This is a genomic window from Pseudomonas sp. GW823-FHT02E01, assembly GCF_058797535.1.
Genome location: NZ_JBXAJS010000004.1, coordinates 167608 through 186267, shown reverse-complemented (window position 1 = coordinate 186267; position 18660 = coordinate 167608). Strand labels below are relative to the sequence as shown.

At 61.2% G+C, this 18660-nt stretch carries 16 protein-coding genes; 8 read left to right on the top strand and 8 right to left on the bottom strand.

Annotated elements, in window-relative coordinates:
• Position 1: 1 nt before the first annotated feature.
• The 5 genes from parE to AC1RDQ_RS11070 all read left to right on the top strand — a co-directional run bounded on the left by parE (position 2) and on the right by AC1RDQ_RS11070 (position 6847).
• Positions 2–1906 carry a DNA topoisomerase IV subunit B gene (parE, locus tag AC1RDQ_RS11090; protein ID WP_340312326.1) on the top strand — a complete coding sequence of 635 codons (1905 nt, stop codon included), beginning with the start codon at positions 2–4 and terminating at the stop codon, positions 1904–1906.
• Positions 1906–2895: an esterase-like activity of phytase family protein gene (locus AC1RDQ_RS11085; protein ID WP_492587240.1), complete on the top strand. Its 990-nt coding sequence runs from the start codon at positions 1906–1908 to the stop codon at positions 2893–2895. The genes parE and AC1RDQ_RS11085 overlap by 1 nt, the downstream gene beginning before the upstream one ends.
• Entirely contained in the window at positions 2892–3416 is a 525-nt protein-coding gene (locus AC1RDQ_RS11080; protein ID WP_057712259.1) for a retropepsin-like aspartic protease family protein, read from the top strand. Before AC1RDQ_RS11085 ends, AC1RDQ_RS11080 begins: the two co-directional genes overlap by 4 nt.
• A 7-nt stretch (positions 3417–3423) precedes the next feature.
• Positions 3424–5691 (top strand): DNA topoisomerase IV subunit A, encoded by a 2268-nt coding sequence (gene parC, locus AC1RDQ_RS11075; protein ID WP_057396215.1) that lies wholly within the window; start codon positions 3424–3426, stop codon positions 5689–5691.
• A gap of 442 nt (positions 5692–6133) precedes the next feature.
• Positions 6134–6847, top strand: coding sequence for a PqiC family protein (locus tag AC1RDQ_RS11070; protein ID WP_057712257.1), 714 nt, complete (start codon positions 6134–6136; stop codon positions 6845–6847).
• Between the two features lie 252 nt (positions 6848–7099).
• On the opposite strand, the gene AC1RDQ_RS11065 is transcribed toward AC1RDQ_RS11070, so the two are convergent.
• Positions 7100–8617: an AhpA/YtjB family protein gene (locus AC1RDQ_RS11065; protein ID WP_154910352.1), complete on the bottom strand. Its 1518-nt coding sequence runs from the start codon at positions 8615–8617 to the stop codon at positions 7100–7102.
• Between the two features lie 135 nt (positions 8618–8752).
• Here AC1RDQ_RS11065 and serB point away from each other — a divergent pair, with 135 nt between their 5' ends.
• Complete coding sequence (gene serB / locus AC1RDQ_RS11060; protein WP_057395688.1) at positions 8753–9967, top strand: phosphoserine phosphatase SerB; 1215 nt, start codon at positions 8753–8755, stop codon at positions 9965–9967.
• 128 nt (positions 9968–10095) lie between these two features.
• Here the strand turns inward: serB and asd are convergent, their stop codons facing one another.
• The 3 genes from asd to AC1RDQ_RS11045 are packed head-to-tail and all read right to left on the bottom strand — an operon-like array spanning position 10096 to position 13370.
• Positions 10096–10956 (bottom strand): archaetidylserine decarboxylase, encoded by an 861-nt coding sequence (gene asd / locus AC1RDQ_RS11055; RefSeq protein ID WP_095964686.1) that lies wholly within the window; start codon positions 10954–10956, stop codon positions 10096–10098.
• A gap of 18 nt (positions 10957–10974) precedes the next feature.
• Positions 10975–11790 carry a rhodanese-like domain-containing protein gene (locus tag AC1RDQ_RS11050; protein ID WP_150811899.1) on the bottom strand — a complete coding sequence of 272 codons (816 nt, stop codon included), beginning with the start codon at positions 11788–11790 and terminating at the stop codon, positions 10975–10977.
• A gap of 41 nt (positions 11791–11831) precedes the next feature.
• On the bottom strand, positions 11832–13370 hold the full coding sequence (locus AC1RDQ_RS11045) for an HDOD domain-containing protein (RefSeq protein ID WP_492587238.1): 1539 nt from the start codon (positions 13368–13370) through the stop codon (positions 11832–11834).
• A 167-nt stretch (positions 13371–13537) separates the two neighbouring features.
• Here AC1RDQ_RS11045 and motA point away from each other — a divergent pair, with 167 nt between their 5' ends.
• Positions 13538–14389, top strand: coding sequence for a flagellar motor stator protein MotA (gene motA / locus AC1RDQ_RS11040; RefSeq protein WP_015093220.1), 852 nt, complete (start codon positions 13538–13540; stop codon positions 14387–14389).
• 3 nt (positions 14390–14392) lie between these two features.
• Entirely contained in the window at positions 14393–15439 is a 1047-nt protein-coding gene (motB, locus tag AC1RDQ_RS11035; RefSeq protein WP_492587236.1) for a flagellar motor protein MotB, read from the top strand.
• A 51-nt stretch (positions 15440–15490) separates the two neighbouring features.
• On the opposite strand, the gene AC1RDQ_RS11030 is transcribed toward motB, so the two are convergent.
• The 4 genes from AC1RDQ_RS11030 to rsgA all read right to left on the bottom strand — a co-directional run bounded on the left by AC1RDQ_RS11030 (position 15491) and on the right by rsgA (position 18583).
• Positions 15491–15982: a toll/interleukin-1 receptor domain-containing protein gene (locus AC1RDQ_RS11030; protein ID WP_057712251.1), complete on the bottom strand. Its 492-nt coding sequence runs from the start codon at positions 15980–15982 to the stop codon at positions 15491–15493.
• Positions 15982–16941: a caspase family protein gene (locus AC1RDQ_RS11025; protein ID WP_057712250.1), complete on the bottom strand. Its 960-nt coding sequence runs from the start codon at positions 16939–16941 to the stop codon at positions 15982–15984. The genes AC1RDQ_RS11030 and AC1RDQ_RS11025 overlap by 1 nt, the downstream gene beginning before the upstream one ends.
• 2 nt (positions 16942–16943) lie before the next feature.
• Positions 16944–17351, bottom strand: a complete 408-nt coding sequence (locus AC1RDQ_RS11020) for a TIR domain-containing protein (protein WP_057712249.1) — start codon at positions 17349–17351, stop codon at positions 16944–16946.
• 200 nt (positions 17352–17551) lie between these two features.
• On the bottom strand, positions 17552–18583 hold the full coding sequence (gene rsgA, locus AC1RDQ_RS11015; protein ID WP_007978809.1) for a small ribosomal subunit biogenesis GTPase RsgA: 1032 nt from the start codon (positions 18581–18583) through the stop codon (positions 17552–17554).
• Positions 18584–18660: the final 77 nt, after the last annotated feature.

The window sequence follows — 18660 nt, the reverse complement described above, 5'->3', positions numbered from 1 at the left end:
CATGGCCACTCCCAGCGCTAGCTCTTATAACGCAGACGCCATCGAAGTCCTCTCGGGCCTCGACCCGGTGCGCAAACGCCCCGGCATGTACACCGACACCAGTCGGCCGAACCACCTTGCCCAGGAAGTCATCGACAACAGTGTCGACGAAGCCTTGGCCGGGCATGCCACATCGGTGCAGGTGATCCTGCATGCCGACCATTCCCTGGAGGTCAGCGATGACGGCCGAGGCATGCCGGTGGACATTCACCCCGAGGAAGGTGTTTCGGGCGTCGAGTTGATCCTCACCAAGCTGCATGCCGGTGGCAAGTTTTCCAACAAGAACTACCAGTTCTCCGGCGGCTTGCACGGGGTGGGTATTTCCGTGGTCAACGCCTTGTCCACCGAAGTGCGGGTGCGTGTAAAACGTGACGGCAACGAATACCAGATGACCTTCAAGGATGGCTACAAGGCCACCGAGCTTGAAGTCGTCGGTACTGTCGGCAAGCGCAATACCGGGACCAGCGTGTTCTTTGCGCCGGACCCGAAATACTTCGACTCACCAAAATTCTCCATCAGCCGCCTCAAACACGTGCTCAAGGCCAAGGCCGTTCTGTGCCCGGGCTTGCTGGTCAGTTTTGAAGACAAGGCCACCGGCGAGAAAGTCGAATGGCATTACGAAGACGGCCTGCGTTCCTATCTGGTGGATGCGGTCAGCGAATTCGAGCGCCTGCCGAACGAACCGTTCTGCGGCGCTTTTGCCGGTAACAAGGAAGCCGTGGATTGGGCGCTGCTGTGGCTGCCGGAAGGCGGCGATGCGGTGCAGGAAAGCTACGTCAACCTGATCCCGACGGCCCAGGGCGGTACCCATGTCAACGGTCTGCGTCAGGGCCTGCTCGACGCCATGCGCGAGTTCTGCGAATTCCGCAGCCTGCTGCCGCGTGGCGTGAAGCTGGCACCGGAAGACGTCTGGGAACGCATCGCCTTCGTTCTGTCGATGAAGATGCAGGAACCGCAATTCTCCGGGCAGACCAAGGAGCGCCTGTCGTCCCGTGAAGCGGCGGCGTTCGTCTCCGGTGTGGTCAAGGATGCGTTCAGCCTGTGGCTCAATGCCAACCCGGAAACCGGCATGTTGCTGGCGGAACTGGCGATCAACAACGCCGGCCGTCGCCTCAAGGCCAGCAAGAAGGTCGAGCGCAAACGCATTACCCAAGGCCCGGCGCTGCCGGGCAAACTGGCCGACTGTGCCGGACAGGATCCGATGCGTTCCGAGCTGTTCCTGGTCGAAGGTGATTCCGCCGGCGGTTCGGCCAAGCAGGCGCGGGACAAGGAGTTCCAGGCGATCCTGCCGTTGCGCGGCAAGATCCTCAATACCTGGGAAGTCGACGGCAGCGAAGTGCTGGCCAGCCAGGAAGTGCACAACATCGCCGTGGCCATCGGTGTCGATCCGGGCGCGGCGGACATGAGCCAGCTGCGCTACGGCAAGATCTGCATCCTCGCCGACGCCGACTCCGACGGTCTGCACATCGCGACCTTGCTGTGCGCCTTGTTCGTCCAGCATTTCCGCCCGTTGGTCGATGCCGGTCACGTTTACGTCGCGATGCCGCCGTTGTACCGCATCGACCTGGGCAAAGAGATCTACTACGCCCTCGATGAAGCCGAGCGCGACGGGATTCTCGATCGCCTGGTGGCCGAGAAGAAGCGCGGCAAGCCGCAGGTCACCCGATTCAAGGGTCTGGGCGAAATGAACCCGCCGCAGTTGCGCGAGACCACCATGGACCCGAACACCCGGCGTCTGGTGCAGTTGACCCTGGAGGATTTCGAGGCTACCTCGGAGATGATGGACATGCTGCTGGCGAAGAAGCGTGCCGGTGACCGCAAGACCTGGCTGGAGTCCAAGGGCAACCTGGCCGAGGTGCTGGGCTGATGCGCTTGGGCTTTGCCCTGGCGTGTGCGTTGCTGCTGACCTCAATGACGGTGTCTGGCGAACCGACACCGCAACTGCGTCTGTTGTCCGAGCATGCCGTCGATGGCATGCGCGGCGGCAACCTGTCCGGGCTGGCCCAGTGCGGCAAGGAGCTGTGGACGGTCTCCGACCGTGACGATGATCAGATCTATCGTCTCGATACCCGGGCCAACGTCTGGCGCGCAGAGGCCGTGGGCATCGGCGTACCTGAAGTACCTGACAGCGGGTTGCCCTGGGGATTGCGTTCGCGGACCTGGGCCGCTTCGTTCGTGCGTGGCGGCAATCTGGATTTCGAAGGTATCACCTGTGACCGCGCCGGCAATCGTTACGTGGTCAGCGAATCCCATGCAGCGGTGTTGCAAATACCGCCAACCGGGCCGACGTCCTGGCTGAAGATTTCGCCGCTCATGGCGCGTGAAGCCCGGGCCAGCGGCATGTTGTTGCGTTTCAATGCACTGTTCGAAGGCTTGGCGATCAATCCTGAAGGTGACCAGTTGTGGTTGGCTGCCGAGCGCGAGAGCCGCGGGTTGCTGCTGATCAAGCGCAAGCAATTGGTGTGGGACTGCGATGGTGGATGCGTGCTGCTGAGTGAAGCCGGGAAAGAAATGCAACCCGCACAGTTTCCCAACGCCAGAGCGATGCCTCGGGATTTTGCCGATCTGTCATTGTTCAACGGCAAGCTGTTTACCCTGGAGCGCAATGCGTTCGAGGTCTGCCGCCGAGATGCGCTGACCGCCAAAGTCGAGCGTTGCTGGTCGTTTGCCGAAGAGGCATTGCAGGAAAATCGGCGTTATCCACAGGATTATGGCCTCGCGGAAGCGCTGGTAGTGGACGCTTACGGTGCCTGGATCGGTATCGACAACAACAACGGTGCTCGCGCCGATGGCGAAGTCCGTCCGGTGGTCTGGCGTTTTGCTGCACCGGAAGGTGGCTGGAGTGCCAAGTCATGAGACAACGAAGCCCGGGGCAGCGCATCGGCCGGGTGTTTATGGTACTGGCCTGGTGTGCCGCGTTGTTTCTGGCCACGCGTTTTTTCGGCCAGTGGGAAGCGCGTCAGCAAAATCCGAACGTGGTGGTCAGCTCGGAGCAGGGCGAGGGTTTCATTGAGGTGAAACTGGTGAGCAATGCGCAGGGGCATTTTGTCGCCAGCGGTCAGATCAACGGCCATCCGGTGGACTTCATGCTCGATACCGGGGCGACCGATGTGTCGATTCCGGCGGACCTGGCCAAGCGTTTGAAGCTCGAAGAAGGATTCGGCGTGACCCTGAGCACGGCCAATGGCCTGAGTCAGGGCTATCGCACCCGTATTGAACGCCTGCAACTGGGCGACATCGTGCTGCGGGATGTACGCGCACTGGTGGCCCCGGGGCTGCATGGCGATCAAGTGTTGCTCGGCATGAGCGCACTGAACAAACTTGAATTTACCCAGCGCGGTGGCACCATGCTGCTGCGCCAGACAACGAACCGATGAGGCCCGCATGAGCGACTCCCTTGATCTCAGCCTGGACGGTGTAGAACGCCGGTCACTGGCTGACTTCACCGAAAATGCCTACCTCAACTACTCCATGTACGTGATCATGGACCGTGCCCTGCCGCATATCGGCGACGGCCTGAAACCGGTACAGCGGCGTATCGTCTACGCCATGAGCGAGCTGGGGCTGGACGCTGATTCCAAGCACAAGAAGTCGGCACGTACCGTCGGTGACGTGCTCGGTAAATTCCACCCCCACGGCGACTCGGCCTGCTACGAAGCCATGGTGCTGATGGCCCAGCCGTTCAGCTATCGCTATACGCTGGTCGACGGCCAGGGCAACTGGGGTGCGCCGGATGATCCCAAGTCCTTCGCCGCCATGCGTTACACCGAAGCGCGGCTGTCGCGTTATTCCGAAGTGCTGCTCAGCGAACTGGGCCAGGGCACGGCGGATTGGGGCCCGAACTTCGACGGTACGCTGGACGAGCCGCTGGTGTTGCCGGCCCGCCTGCCGAACATCCTGCTCAACGGCACCACCGGTATCGCCGTGGGCATGGCCACCGACGTGCCGCCGCACAACCTGCGGGAAGTCGCCACGGCGTGCGTGCGTTTGCTCGATGAGCCCAAGGCCACGGTCGAACAGCTCTGTGAACACATCCAGGGCCCGGACTACCCGACCGAAGCGGAAATCATCACCCCGCGCGCCGACCTGCTGAAAATCTACGAAACCGGTCGCGGTTCTGTGCGCATGCGCGCCGTGTATCACATCGAAGACGGCGACATCATCGTCACCGCGCTGCCGCATCAGGTCTCGGGCGCCAAGGTGCTGGAGCAGATCGCCGCGATGATGCAGGCCAAGCCGTCAAAGGCGCCGCAAATTGCCGACCTGCGTGACGAATCCGACCACGAAAACCCGTGCCGGATCGTGATCATTCCGGGCGCACGGAAAAACTTCGACCACGATGCGCTGATGCAGCACCTGTTCGCCAGCACCGAGCTGGAGTCGAGCTACCGGGTCAACATCAACATCATCGGCCTGGACGGCAAGCCGCAGCTGAAAAACCTGCGGGCGCTGCTGGTCGAATGGCTGGAGTTCCGGGTGCAGACCGTGCGTCGTCGCCTGCAATTCCGCCTCGACAAGGTCGAACGTCGCCTGCACCTGTTGGACGGTTTGCTGATTGCCTACCTCAACCTGGATGAAGTGATCCACATCATCCGCACCGAGGAGCAGCCACGGGCCAGGCTGATCGAACGCTTCGCCCTGAGCGAAATCCAGGCCGACTACATCCTCGACACCCGTCTGCGTCAGTTGGCGCGACTGGAAGAGATGAAACTGCGTGCCGAGCAGGATGAACTGCTCAAGGAACAAGCCAAGCTGCAAGCCCTGCTGAGCAGCGAAGCCAAGTTGAAAAAACTGGTGCGCAGCGAACTGATCAAGGACGCTGAAACCTACGGTGATGACCGCCGGTCGCCTATTGTCGAGCGCGCCGAAGCCAAGGCCCTGACCGAGCACGACCTGCTGCCGAACGAGAAAGTGACGGTCGTGTTGTCGGAAAAAGGCTGGATTCGCTCCGCCAAAGGCCACGAAATCGACGCCACCGGGCTCTCCTACAAGGCCGGGGACGGCTTCAAGGCACTGGCAGCCGGGCGCTCCAACCAGTTTGCCGTGTTTATCGACTCCACGGGCCGCAGTTATTCGGTGGCCGCCCATACCTTGCCGTCGGCCCGTGGCCAGGGCGAGCCGCTGACGGGTCGCCTGACGCCGCCGCCAGGGGCGAGTTTCGAGTGCGTGCTGATGCCGGAAGACGATGCGCTGTACGTGATCGCCTCCGACGCCGGCTACGGCTTCGTGGTCAAGGGTGAAGACCTGCAGGCCAAGAACAAGGCGGGCAAGGCCCTGTTGAGCCTGCCGAACAACGCCAAGGTCATGCTGCCGCGCCCTGTGGCCGATCGTGAACAGAACTGGCTGGCGTCGGTGACGACCGAAGGTCGCCTGCTGATCTTCAAAATCAGCGACCTGCCACAATTAGGTAAAGGCAAAGGCAACAAGATCATCGGGATTCCCGGTGAGCGAGTGGCCAGTCGCGAAGAGTATGTGACGGACATCGCCGTATTGCCGGACGGTGCAACACTGGTGTTGCAGGCCGGGAAACGTACCTTGTCACTGAAAGCGGACGATCTTGAACACTACAAGGGTGAACGTGGTCGTCGTGGCAACAAGTTGCCGCGTGGCTTCCAGAGGGTCGATGCGCTGCTCGTCGAAAACCTCAATTAGGCGACCTGGGGGCGTTCTCGACTAGTTTCACCACCGCGCCGGGTCTGCTGTTGAGCAGGGCAAGGCGCGAGAAGCGAGGTTTGGTCATTCCAAATAAGCTTCGAGCAACACAGCCCTGCACAACAGCAGGCCCGGCCCTTCGGGTTGTGCCTTAAAGCGGGCCAGGCTGCGTTGGAGGCCTTGGAAAGGGAGCAACCATTACCTGCGGCCTCCGCCTTGCCTGGCCCGCTTTAAGGCGACAACGCGGTGGTGAAACTAGGCGAGAACGCCCCCTGGAAGCGCCGAACTACGAATTAACCCGTAGTTCGGCGCTTTGCGCTGGAGTCGGAACGCATATTCACGGATGATATGGCCTTTCAAGCGCCGGCATTGCCGCGCGTTCTTCATATTTATTGAGTATTTTCACTGTGGTCAGCCTTTTAGCGACCACCTGGATGGGACGATGACTGCTCTGCGCCTTCCTTTTATTCTTTTGCTCGCCGGCGTTCTTGGCCTGGCGGGTTGCAGCGTTCACCAGCCGGTGTCGTTGTATCAACTGGACGCTGGTAGTCCGGTACAGCCCGCACAGAACGCGGGCATGGCGGTATTGTTGGGGCCGGTCACCGTGGCCGACTACCTGCAACGCGAAACCCTGTTGCAGCGTCAGCCGGATGGCAGCCTGCAAGCCTCGACCGACGGTCGTTGGGCTGGCAGCCTTTCGTCGGATATCGATCAGCTACTGCTGCGCCAGGTCGCGGGTCGCCTGGACAGTCAGCGCGTAGTGCTGGCCCCGGCGACAGTGGGCTTCACCCCGGACGTTCAGGTGCTGCTGACTATCACGCGCCTGGATTCGGGTGAAAAACAACCGGCGATCCTCGACGCGCAATGGCGCCTGATCGACCGTCGCGGGCAGGTCCGCGACAACCGCATTATCCATTTGCAGGAACAGCATGCCGGTACCACGGCGGCTCAGGTCCAGGCACAGGGTGTGTTGTTGCAGCGCCTGGCCGAACAACTGTCGGTGGCGCTCAAGCCTTTGGCCAATCAGCCGCCGATCGCCGAAGCCCCACGCAAGCCGGCAGCCAAGGCGGCAGCACCTGCGGTAGAACAGGAAAAGCAGCCGAAGATCCCGATGGCCGCGCCGATTCGTACGGATATGGAAGTGTTCCGCTTCTAAGTCTGGACTGAATCCATACAAAGCCCGCATTGATGCGGGCTTTGTTGTTTTTACAGGTTGGAGATATCTAGCGCCTGTTCTGGCCTCATCGCGAGCAAGCTCGCTCCCACAGGGGATCTTCAGTGAGCACACCCTTGGGCTAACCCGGATCAAGTGTGGGAGCGAGCTTGCTCGCGATGAGGCCAGAACAGGCAACAAAAAAGCCCGCAGACGATCACTCATCTGCGGGCTTCTTCATATCGAGGTTAAGGCTTAAGCTCGACGCTCATGCATCCGCGCCAGTTGCCGTTCAAGCATCGACGGATACGGCTCCATCAACCGTTCCACGCAGCACGCACCTTCAGGGCTGGCGATCGGGCGGATCCGCGCGCGCTGGCGAATCAACACGTCGTCACTGATCTTGCGCTCCACCAGCAGCAGGTTGCGGCTGTGTTGCGACAGGGCCAGGGCGTCCTGGGCAGGGTCGGTCAGCAGCAAGTCGATCTGGCTCAGGCCGAACAGTTCGTCGCCCAGAGTCAGGCCAAGCTGCAATTGCAGGGTGATGCCACTGTCCGCGACTTCGATCTGCAACTGGTGGCCCAGGGCCCGCAGCAGCTCGCCACAGCAAATGGCGTTGGTCAGGTAATCGTCGCCGCTGTCTTCGGTGTGGAACAGCATCAGCGTGCTGCCATCGTTCAAGGTCTCTACTTCGCCCTGATACAGGGAAGCTGCCTGGTCTAGGCAATCGCGATAGCGCTCGAGCAGTTCTTCAAGACGCGCCCGCGGCAGGCGTCGCAGTTGCTCCTGGGAGCCCAGTTGCACCGCCAGCACCGCGCTGTGTTGCGGTACGCTCGGCGTGGCTTTGCGAATCACCGGTTGTGGGGTGCTGTCCAGCGACTCGTCGCGCAGATCGGCGAACGGGTCTTCGTCATCGTCGTCTTCAACGGTGCTGACGATCTGTCGTGGCGCTGGTTTGAGCGCCGCTACCGGGCGGCTCTCGTCGAAACTCGGATCGCGCAGGTTACGGACTTCGAAGGCCGGGTCGGCCTCGTCATCCATGTCGTCGAACTCCGGTTCCGGTTCTGGCACAGGGGCCGGTTCCGGGGCGAAGTTGGCGTGCAGCTGGCGCGCCAGGTCGCCGATTTCGTCCTGGCGGTCAGTGGCCGGGGTGAATTCATCGATATTGCGCAGCCACACCCGCAATTGCAGCAGCGGCGTGGAGAGATAACGCCCCATGCGCAGGCTCAGGGCCAGGGACAGGGCCAGCAGGATTGCACTCAGAATGCCCATGCTTTGCAGGCTGATGGTCATCGGTTGCTGGAACTGGTCCATGTCCAGGCTGATGCGCAATTGCCCGGCAGTCACGTCCTGGAAGGTGATCTTGCTTTGGTACATGCCCTCGGCTTCGCCCAGCAGGCCATGCTTGGGGCGTTGGCCGGATTCGGCGAGGATGCGGTTGTCCGGGCTGTAGATGGCGGCGTGGGCCACCAGCTTGTTCTTGGTCAGGTTGTTGAGCAGCACGTTGAGGCTGAGGATGTCGTTGGACACCAACAGCTCGGTGGCCGAGGTGGCCGTCTGCGTGGTCAGGCTTTCGCCCAGCGCATCCGCCTGCTCGTGCATGGCCTGCTTGAACTGCAGGCCCATCACACCGGCATAGATGACCAGAGCCAGGGCGACCAGGATCACGTTATGGCTGGCGATGCGCAATGCAATCGGTACACGGCGGTGGCGCAGTGCCCGGAAGATCAGCAGGAAGAAGTTGTCGGTTTTTACTGGCGTGGGCCGGTTCACTTGAGCTCGGCTCTTTTGTCCGTGAAGTTGACGCGCAGTATAGCGACAGGCCCTAGACCGTCAAAGCGCTCACGGTGCCCGATGGTCACTGAAAGTGGGTAGAATGCGGTTTTTTTCCACTTGCGGGGGTGCGCCTTGCGCGAAATCGTCCTGATAAACATCACGGGAGTCGACCGTCCGGGTCTGACTGCAGCCATTACCGGCGTTCTGGCCCAGGGTGGTGTGAACATTCTCGACATCGGTCAGGCGGTGATCCACGACACCTTGTCGTTCGGCATCCTGGTTGAAATTCCCGACACCGAGCAAGGCAAGTCCGTGCTCAAGGACATCTTGTTCAAGGGCTATGAACTCGATCAACAAGTGCGTTTCACGCCGGTGTCCGAACAGGATTACCAGCAGTGGGTCGGCAATCAGGGCAAAAAGCGCCACATTGTGACCCTGTTGACCCGCAAGGTGACAGCCGGGCAGTTGCAGGCCGTGAGCTCGATCACCGCCAAATATGGCCTGAACATCGATCACATCGATCGCCTGTCCGGGCGCATGCCGCTGGACACACCAGCCGACAAGGGCAAGGGCTGCATCGAGTTTTCCGTGCGTGGCGAGGCGGCTGATCCGCAGGCGCTGCGTGCCGAATTCCTCAGCGTCGCCCAGGAACTGAACGTCGACATCGCCTTCCAGGAAGATTCGCTGTTCCGTCGCAACCGTCGCCTGGCGGTGTTCGACATGGATTCAACGCTGATCGAAGCCGAAGTGATCGATGAGCTGGCCAAGGCGGCCGGCGTCGGCGACAAAGTGTCGGAAATCACCGAGCGGGCAATGGCCGGTGAGCTGGATTTCCGCGCCAGCTTCAAGGAGCGCCTGGCCTTGCTCAAAGGTCTGGACGTCAATGTGCTGGACTCCATCGGTGCCTCGCTGCGCCTGACCGAAGGCGCAGAAACCCTGTTCGCCGAACTCAAGCGCCTGGGCTACAAGACCGCGATCCTGTCGGGCGGCTTCACCTACTTCGCCAAGCAGTTGCAGGCCAAGCTGGGAATCGACTACGTGTTCGCCAACGAACTTGAAGTGGTCGACGGCAAAGTCACCGGCGTGGCGGTCGAGCCGATTGTCGATGCACAGCGCAAGGCGGATTTGCTGAAGGAACTGGCACACAAGGAAGGCTTGCGCCTGGAGCAGACCATTGCGGTCGGCGATGGTGCGAATGACTTGCCGATGCTGGCGATTGCCGGGTTGGGCGTGGCGTTCCGGGCCAAGCCGCTGGTCAAGCAGTCGGCCAAGCAGGCGATTTCCACCTTGGGGCTGGATGGTGTGCTCTACCTGCTGGGTTTCCGCGATCGCGACGGCCAGCTGTAACACCGCAAAACAACTGTAGGAGCGAGCTCGCTCGCGATGAGCGGCGAGGCGACGCGGGCATTCAGATTGCCCGCGTCATCGTTAACGCCCATCGCGAGCAGGCTCGCTCCTACACGTATGTGCGTTGATCAGGCCTTCGGTGCGCCCATGCCCTGACCCATCTGCACCGCTGTGCCAGCGGTCATTTCTTCAGCCCACTTCACCTGATCCGGCCCGAACAGCACGACGGCGGTCGAACCCAGTTTGAAGCGACCCAGTTCCGCACCTTTTTCCAGGTGGATCGGCGCGCGTGCGGCTTCGTCGTAACGGAAGGTTTTCAGCTCGCGCTTCGGCGGCGTGACCAGACCGGCCCAGACGGTTTCAATCGAGGCCACAATCATCGCACCCACCAGTACCACGGCCATCGGGCCGCGTTCGGTGTCGAAAATGCACGCCACGCGCTCGTTGCGGGCAAACAATTCCGGAACGTTTTCAGCAGTGGTCTGGTTGACCGAGAACAGACGGCCCGGGATGTAGACCATCTCGCGCAGGGTGCCGGCCAGTGGCATGTGCACGCGGTGGTAGTCCTTCGGCGACAGGTAGATGGTCGCGAAGTCGCCACCCATGAACGGCGCAGCGTTTGCCGCATCGCCCCCCAACAGTTCCAGCACGCTGAAGCTGTGGCCCTTGGCCTGGAACACGCGGCCGTGCTCGATCGGGCCGAGCTGGCTGATCGCGCCGTCGGCGGGGCTGAGGATCGCGCCCGGGGTTTCGTCCAGCGGACGGGCACCGTCTTTCAGTGCGCGGGTGAAGAACGCGTTGAAGTGCTCATAGGCGGTCAGGTCTTCGACCAGCGCCTGGGACATGTCCACCTGATAACGTTTGGCGAACCAGGCGGTGAAGGCATTCTTGAACCAGCGCACGCGGCATTCGGCGATGCAGCCGGCCAGACGCGAGAGCAAGTTGTGGGGCAGCAGGTACTGGCCGAGGAGAAACAGACGCTTGTTCATTAACGGTCCTTAAAAATCTTAAATTTCTACCGGGGTATCGGGATGATTGCCCCATTCGCCCCAGGAGCCGGCGTAGCCTTTGACCCGCGGATAACCGAGAGCCTTGGCCACCAGATAGGTGAAACCAGAACGATGATGTGTCTGGCAGTGGGTAATCACTTCTTTGTCTTTGCTGATCCCGAGTTGTTCGAGGATCTGCGGCATGTCGGTGCGGATGCGCAGCTGGCGTGCCCGATCCATGCCAGCGGTCCATTCGAAATTGATCGCGCCGGGAATGTGTCCGCCCTTGGCTGCCAGGACTTTCTCGCCGGAGTACTCCAGCGGCCCGCGCGCATCCCAGATTGCCAGGTCGGCGGCGCCGAGACGGCTTTGCAGGTATTCGCGGGTGGCGGTGGGTTCATCGTGCAGGGTCAACGCAACCGGACCGCCCACGTGCGGCGGGATCTGGATCGACATGGGCAAGCCTGCTGCCAGCCAGGCTGTCAGGCCACCGTCAATATAGTGGTACTTACTGTGGCCGATGACATCCAGCAGCCAGATGAAGCGTCCGGCCCAACCGCCGCCTTCGTCGTCATACACCACGTAGACCGCATCGGGGTTGTGCCCCAGCTCACCAAACAGCGTTTCGAGTGCTGCCTGCGGGGGCATCAGCCCCGGGGCGGGGGCCTGGCCGAGCTGCGTACGCTTTGGATCGACAAAGCGCGCGCCGGGAATGTGCCCTTCGGTGTAGCGGGCGGCACTGGTCAAGTCCACCAGAATCAGTTCGCGGGCGTCGAGGCGAGGGAGCAAGTCGCTCGGCTCGATCACCAGCGGCAAGCCAGAGAAGTCAGACATGTGAGGTCTCCAGAGCACAAAAGGGAGGATTGTAACGCAGCTTATTGGCCACGGTGGCTAAAGCTGTGCAGGGCTTTCTCGATGCACTGTGCGGTTTTGCCGAAGGCCTGTACGGAAATTTCCGAAAACGGCCCGCCGCCTTGATCCGCCACGACGATCATGATCACCCGGCCATTGTTGATCAGCGAACGCAGGAGCAAGTGTTCACCGCTGAACTGCGAGCGCAGGCTGTTGGGCAACATGGCCGAGAATTGCGCGTTGTTGGCAGGCGTCAGGCGCACCTGGGCCTGCTGCGCGAGCAGGCGTTGCAACACGTTGCTCTGGCTGACCACGAAATTCAACCCGGCCACTTCCTTCGACAGGCCGGCCGTCTGGTGCACGCGCAGGTTGGCGTGGGTGCGATCGGCCATCAGGATCATCACCCGGCGCATGCCGCAGGCCACGAGGGCGTCCCGGGCGGCGATGGTCAAGTGCATGGCGTTGGTGAAACGGCTCGGCTCGACCAGCAACTCGGCGCATTGCTTGCGCCACTTCGCCAGGTCTTCGGCGGTAGGTGCCGCTGCCGGCAGCAAGCCTGCGTGGACACGGTTCATGCCCCACGGCCAGATCAGCGACTCGGCAGGGTGCCAGAGGTCGGGCATGGCGTGTTGGCGTGCGCTGTTGGCGGCTTGCTGGTGCAATTGCTGCTGCAGTTCGTCCATCGGCATTTGCAGGTAAAGGCTGGTCAGGTACTGCCAGCGCTCGCTGTGGGGGCTGTCCCAGGCGTGTTGCGCCGACAGCGCCAGCCCATTGGCCAGCAGCACTGTATTGGCCGGTTGATTGAGCCAGCGGCGCAGGGTCGGATCGTCGTCAAGGCGATTCTGCTGGCGCAGTGGATGGTCGCTGTCACGGGCGATGCGCAGGACTTTCACCAGTTCCCGCTGCTCGGTGAGCAGCAATCGATAGCCTTGCTGCACCCAGATCGGCAAGCGCCAGACTTCCACCAACGCCAGGCCGATATCCAGCAGGCGTACGCCAAACAGTTGCTGCTCGACTTTGCGTGCCGACTCGCCTTTATGGATGACCCGCAGCTCCCAGTCTTCGAGCAGTTTCGGATGGGTCAGTGCCAGCGGCCACAGGGGCGAAAGAAACAGCAGGCTGCCCCAGTGGATGTCCTGCCACAGGCGCGCCAGGCGGCTGGCAAAAAAACCGTTGGCCTGTTGCGTGGCGTGCTGGCTGATCATCTGCAACTGACGCAGGGCTTTGGGAATCTCGAGCTCGGGTTCGGCGGGTAGCCGCGCGAGCAGCTCTTCGGTGCGCGTCAAACCGAGGCGGTTGATTGCAATTTCAAGGTTTTCCGCAGGCTCGGTCATGCTGCCATGGGTATGCCGGTTGGCTTCGCGAATCACGCTCAAGGCCAGGGCCGGGCTGCCTTGCATGAGGTCGGCGATGTCGCGCAGCGAGCTGCGATTGTCGCGGATGGCCTTGCAGACACGGTCATGGCTGGCTTGCGGGACGGGAAGACGTACGCCATCGAGCAGCTTGACCCAGCCTTCGAGGGTCGTTGGTTTTGGCGTTGGAACGTTCGTTTCGTTAACCATGGTGGGAGGCGATCATCGTCAACATTACCTGTGCCCGGATGGGGTCAAATTAGCTTTTCGCCTGAACGGGCTATAGTCTGGCGCAGTTTTGCCGATAAGTAGAAGAAGAGATTTTTTAACTTCCGAATATGACCTTGAACCCGACTCAGTAAGTGCTCTCCTAACCTATGGCTAAAATTATCGGCATCATCGTCGTATTCGCGAGCGTGCTCGGCGGATACGTGCTTTCCCACGGCAAGATTGCCGCCCTGATACAACCTTTCGAGGTCATGATCATTGGCGGTGCTGCCCTCGGCGCCTTCTTGCAGGCCAACCCCGGCTACATGACGATGCACGTGCTCAAGAAGTCCCTGAGCATGTTCAGTTCACGTTTCAACCACGCCTTCTACCTTGAAGTGCTGGGCCTGATCTACGAGATCCTCAACAAGAGCCGCCGCGAAGGCATGATGGCCATCGAAGGCGACATCGAAGATGCCGCTGCGAGTCCGATCTTCGCGAAGTACCCGACGGTACTCAAGGACGAGCGCATGACCGCGTTCATCTGCGATTACCTGCGCATCATGTCTTCCGGCAACATGGCTCCCCACGAGCTGGAAGGCCTGTTCGACATGGAGCTGTTCAGCCTCAAGGAAGACCTCGAACACCCATCCCACGCGGTCAACGGCATCGCCGACGCCATGCCCGGTTTCGGTATCGTCGCGGCGGTACTGGGTATCGTGGTGACCATGGCTTCGCTGGGTGAAGGCGACCAGAAGTCCATCGGCCTGCACGTAGGTGCGGCACTGGTGGGTACCTTCTTCGGTATTCTCGCCGCCTACGGCTTCTTCGGCCCGCTGGCCCATTCCCTGGCCCATGATGCCAAGGAAGAGCTGAACGTCTATGAAGCCATCAAGGCTTCGCTGGTGGCTTCGGCTTCCGGCATGCCGCCATCGCTGGCCGTGGAGTTCGGGCGCAAGGTCCTGTACCCGGCGCACCGTCCAAGCTTCGCCGAGCTGGAACAAGCGGTTCGCGGTCGTTAAGCCATGGAAAATAACCAGCCGATAATCATCAAGCGCGTCAAGCGCATCGCCGGCGGGCATCACGGGGGCGCCTGGAAAATCGCCTTCGCCGACTTCGCCACGGCGATGATGGCGTTCTTCCTGGTGTTGTGGCTGTTGTCCACCGCTACGCCGGAACAGAAAATTGCCATCGCCGGTTACTTCAAGGACCCGATCGGCTTTTCCGAAAGTGGCACGCCCTACATCATCGATCTGGGCGGCACGCCGACCCTGGCGCCGGAAAACACTCTCAACCCCGAGGTGAAGTCCCAGCCGCAGCCGGACAAGGTCACCATCGATACCGATCAGGTCGAAGGCATGGCCGAGCAGGTCGAAAAAGAGCGCCTCGAGCTGTTGCTGCAAGAACTGCAGAACAAGGTCGAAGAAAACCCGCAGATGCAGAAGTTCAAGGATCAGATCCTGTTCGAAATCACGCCGGACGGCCTGCGAATCCAGATCATGGACGCGGAAAACCGCCCGATGTTCGATTCAGGTTCAGCACGCTTGAAGCCGTATTTCGAAGACATCCTGCTGGCCATGGCCGACACCATCAAGGCGGTGCCGAACAAGATCAGTATCAGCGGCCACACCGATGCCAAGCCATACACCGGCACCGGTGATTTCGGTAACTGGGAATTGTCTGCCAACCGTGCCAACGCCGCACGGCGTGCGCTGGTGGCGGGCAGCTATCCGGATGCGCAGGTGGCGCGCGTGGTCGGTTATGCCTCGTCGGCCCTGTTCGATCGCGAGCATCCGTTCAACCCGGTGAACCGCCGTATCGACATCGTGGTGCTGACCAAGAAAGCCCAGCGTGCCATCGAAGGTTCGCAAGGTGCTGAATCTGCTCCTGATGCACCGCAAGGTTCGGCTGCGCCGGGAGCCGCACCGGCTGCACCGGTCGACCCGAACGCGTTGCCGGCGGACAAGGAACCGCTGCCGGCGCACGAACTGCGCGAGCGTCTGAATCTGTTCGATGATCCGGCACCGAAGCCGGGTGAGCCAGCCAAACCGGCTGAACCGCCCAAGCAGTGACCGACAAAAAAGCCGACAGCGATGTCGGCTTTTTTGTGGGTGTTTCCTACGTTAAAAGCCGCGGATGATTCGGGACTTGAGGTCGGCGTGAAAGCGATCCGCATTGGATTTGTTAACTCTGCGCACCGACTCGCTACCGGTCACCGAATCCAGTGACATCGAGCGCTTGAGCATCGACTCGTTGCGATAGGCATCGATGAAGAACTCGATGTCCCGGTCGCTGGTCAGCTTCGGCCATTTGTCGAGGTACAGTGGCAGCTCTGTCGGGCCGGTCTTGAACGAGCAGATGCGCCGGTTGGTGATGGTCGCTTCGCCGATTTCGAACGGCACCCACCAAGACAGTGCGGTTTTCTCCGACACCACCGCCAGCAGGTGTGTGCATTCGCTGATGTTGCGGGTGATCACCCCGGTGATGTCGTCGGTGGTCTGGGATTCGGCATCCAGTACGTCGAGGTAGGTCTTGATGTTGGCCTGCATCAGGCGCGTGTTGATGTTGATCGCGTGGGCGCGGTCCATGTGGCGGTAGCTGATAAACACTGGCATCAGAAATGTCCCTTGATCGCGAGTTCGCGGTAATAGGCGCCGAGGGCGGTGAGGCGGCAGCCGGTGGAGTGGATGGCGGCGTAATACATGTGTTCGGCGTCCACCGGTTCGACCAGGCTGTGGCGGTTGCACTTTTGCAACTGGGCGAAGACCTCGCCCTGTTCCGGGTTGAACTCGGGCTCGGTGGGCTCAAAGCTGGGGGCGAGGGGGTACACCGACTCGGCTTCGGCAAACCATTCGGGGAGTTTGCGCAGGATTTCCTTGGGGATCAGCGGGGACACTTCGCGCAGGGAAATGAACTGCGAGACATTGGTCTTGAACACCGGACGCTGTTCCCAGGCATCAAGGGCATTGTCGACAAACGAATAGAGGCTGCCGGGGGTGATCTTGCCCAGGATGTTCGCGGCTCCGCCGTGCAGGGCCTGGAGCAGCAATCCGGTGAACACGCCGTGCTGCATGCCCTCCATCGCCGGCTCTTCCTTTTTACAGGCGGTCAGAATGGTCATGCCTTCGCCGACCACGCTGCCTTCGCTGCGCAAGGCGCGCAGTTCGCCGGCCGAGCCGCTCTGGCAACAATCGAGAATGATCACTTTGTTTTTGATCTTGGTGGCCTTGCTCGCCCAGTTGAGGATGTCGCTGAGGCGAATCCCGTCCTTGGCGCTCTTGTAATCCTGCGGGATCAACATGCCTTCGTCGGTGTCGGTGTCGAAGCTGCCGTGGCCGGCGAAATACAGTAGCGCGACGTTGCAGTCACCGGAAAACAGCTCGCGGATCTGGTCTTCGAGTTTTTCCCTGCTCAGGAAGTCCTCGGCGGAAGTCAGCACGATGTTCTTGAAGTTCGGATCGCCATTGGCGTCGGTTTTCAGCACGGAGGCCATGGCCATGGCGTCATTGCTGCAACCGCTCAGACGCGACACATGGGTGTAGTCGTTGATGCCGATAAACAGTCCCTTGCGCATGGTTACACCGCCGTATGCTGGCGAATCGCGCTGATGATGCTGTTGGTGTTCCACGCACATTCGGCATGTGCCGCGTCACGTACCACCGTGGAAATGCGCTCGGCACCGAACGGCTTGATCGCAATGATCACCTTGCCCATGCGCTTGGCGATTTCGATTTCCTTGTTGATCCACTTGCTGTAGGTGGAGTACATCCCGGCCATGATCAACACCGCCGAACACGGGCGAATCTTGTTTTCGATGGCCTCCTCAAGTTGTTTGTCGGTTTTCGCGCCGACAATCGGGTTGTCCGGTGGAACCGAAAAATTCTTGTACGTGAAACCAGGCTTGGCGTTGAGCAGGCGCACAAGATTGTCGTGGGCGTCGGAGTAGTTCCACGAGTGGCTGATGAACAGGTGGTAGGTTTGCATAGGTGTCCCTCGGAGTCGCTGGAGTGCGAAGAGGGCTAGAACTTAGGCGAATACAGGGCGGCTACAAGGGGGCGGTGCGGAAAGAGAAATGCCCTACAAGCGAGCGTGCACAGGTCTTACAGAAAGGTCTGATGTTTAAGCGGGGGGGAAGATCCAGCCGCCGGCCACCCCGCTGAGGGCAGGGTGGTCGGCACGTCTGTTTAGTAGCCGTTTTCCGGCAGACTGGCGATGATCGAGCGGTAGCTGTTCATCCGCTGTTGCTGCACGCGGCCGTCTTCAAGGGCCTTGAGCAGGGCGCAACCGGGTTCGCGGTCATGCTTGCAATCACGGAAACGGCAGGTGCCAAGCAGGTCGTTGAACTCGATGAAGCCGGCTTCGACGTCGGCACGGCTGACGTGGCCCAGGCCGAATTCGCGGATACCCGGGGAGTCGATCAACTCACCGCCGCCGGGGAAGTGGAACAACCGCGCGGTAGTGGTGGTGTGGGTGCCCTGGCCGGACAGTTCGGACAACGGGCCGACGCGGGTTTCGACATCCGGCAGCAGGCTGTTGACCAGCGACGACTTGCCGACGCCGGACTGGCCGACGAATACGCTGATGCGTCCGTCCAGCTGTGTCTGCAATTGCTCCATGCCGTTGCCGTGGTGCGCCGACACTTCCAGCACCGGATAGCCCAGGGTGCGGTATACGGCGAGCAAGGCGTTCAGTGCAGGAGCGTTGTTTTCGTCGATCAGGTCGAATTTGTTCAGCAGCAACAGCGGCTTGATGCCAGCATGCTCGGCCGCCACCAGGTAGCGGTCGATCAGGTTGGCATGGGGCTCGGGCAGCGGTGCAAACACGATGACGATCATGTCGACGTTGGCCGCAACCGGCTTGAGCTGACCACGGCTGTCCGGGCGACACAGCTCGGTGTTGCGCGGCAGTTGCGCCACGATCACGCCGATACCCTGGTTGCCGGCACGCCAGACCACCTGATCGCCGGTCACCAGCGCCGGCAGGTTGGCGCGCAGGTGGCAACGGAATACCTGGCCGGCCAGTTCGCCGTCGCGGGCCTCGACCTCGACCTGCACACCGAAGTGCGCGATCACCAGGCCGTGCTGTTCCGGGCCCAGATCGCCGCCCTCAAGTGCCTCGACGGCCGAGGACTCGCGTTTGGCGGCGCGGGCAGCGCGTTCGCCCTGAATCTTTTCGATGCGCCAGTTTTGACGACGATTGAGTTGGCGTTTGGCCATGGGTGTTCCGTATCAAGAATGCAGCGATTAGGTAAAACGGCCGCGAGTTTAGCACGCCCGGCCACCGGCCTAGGCTA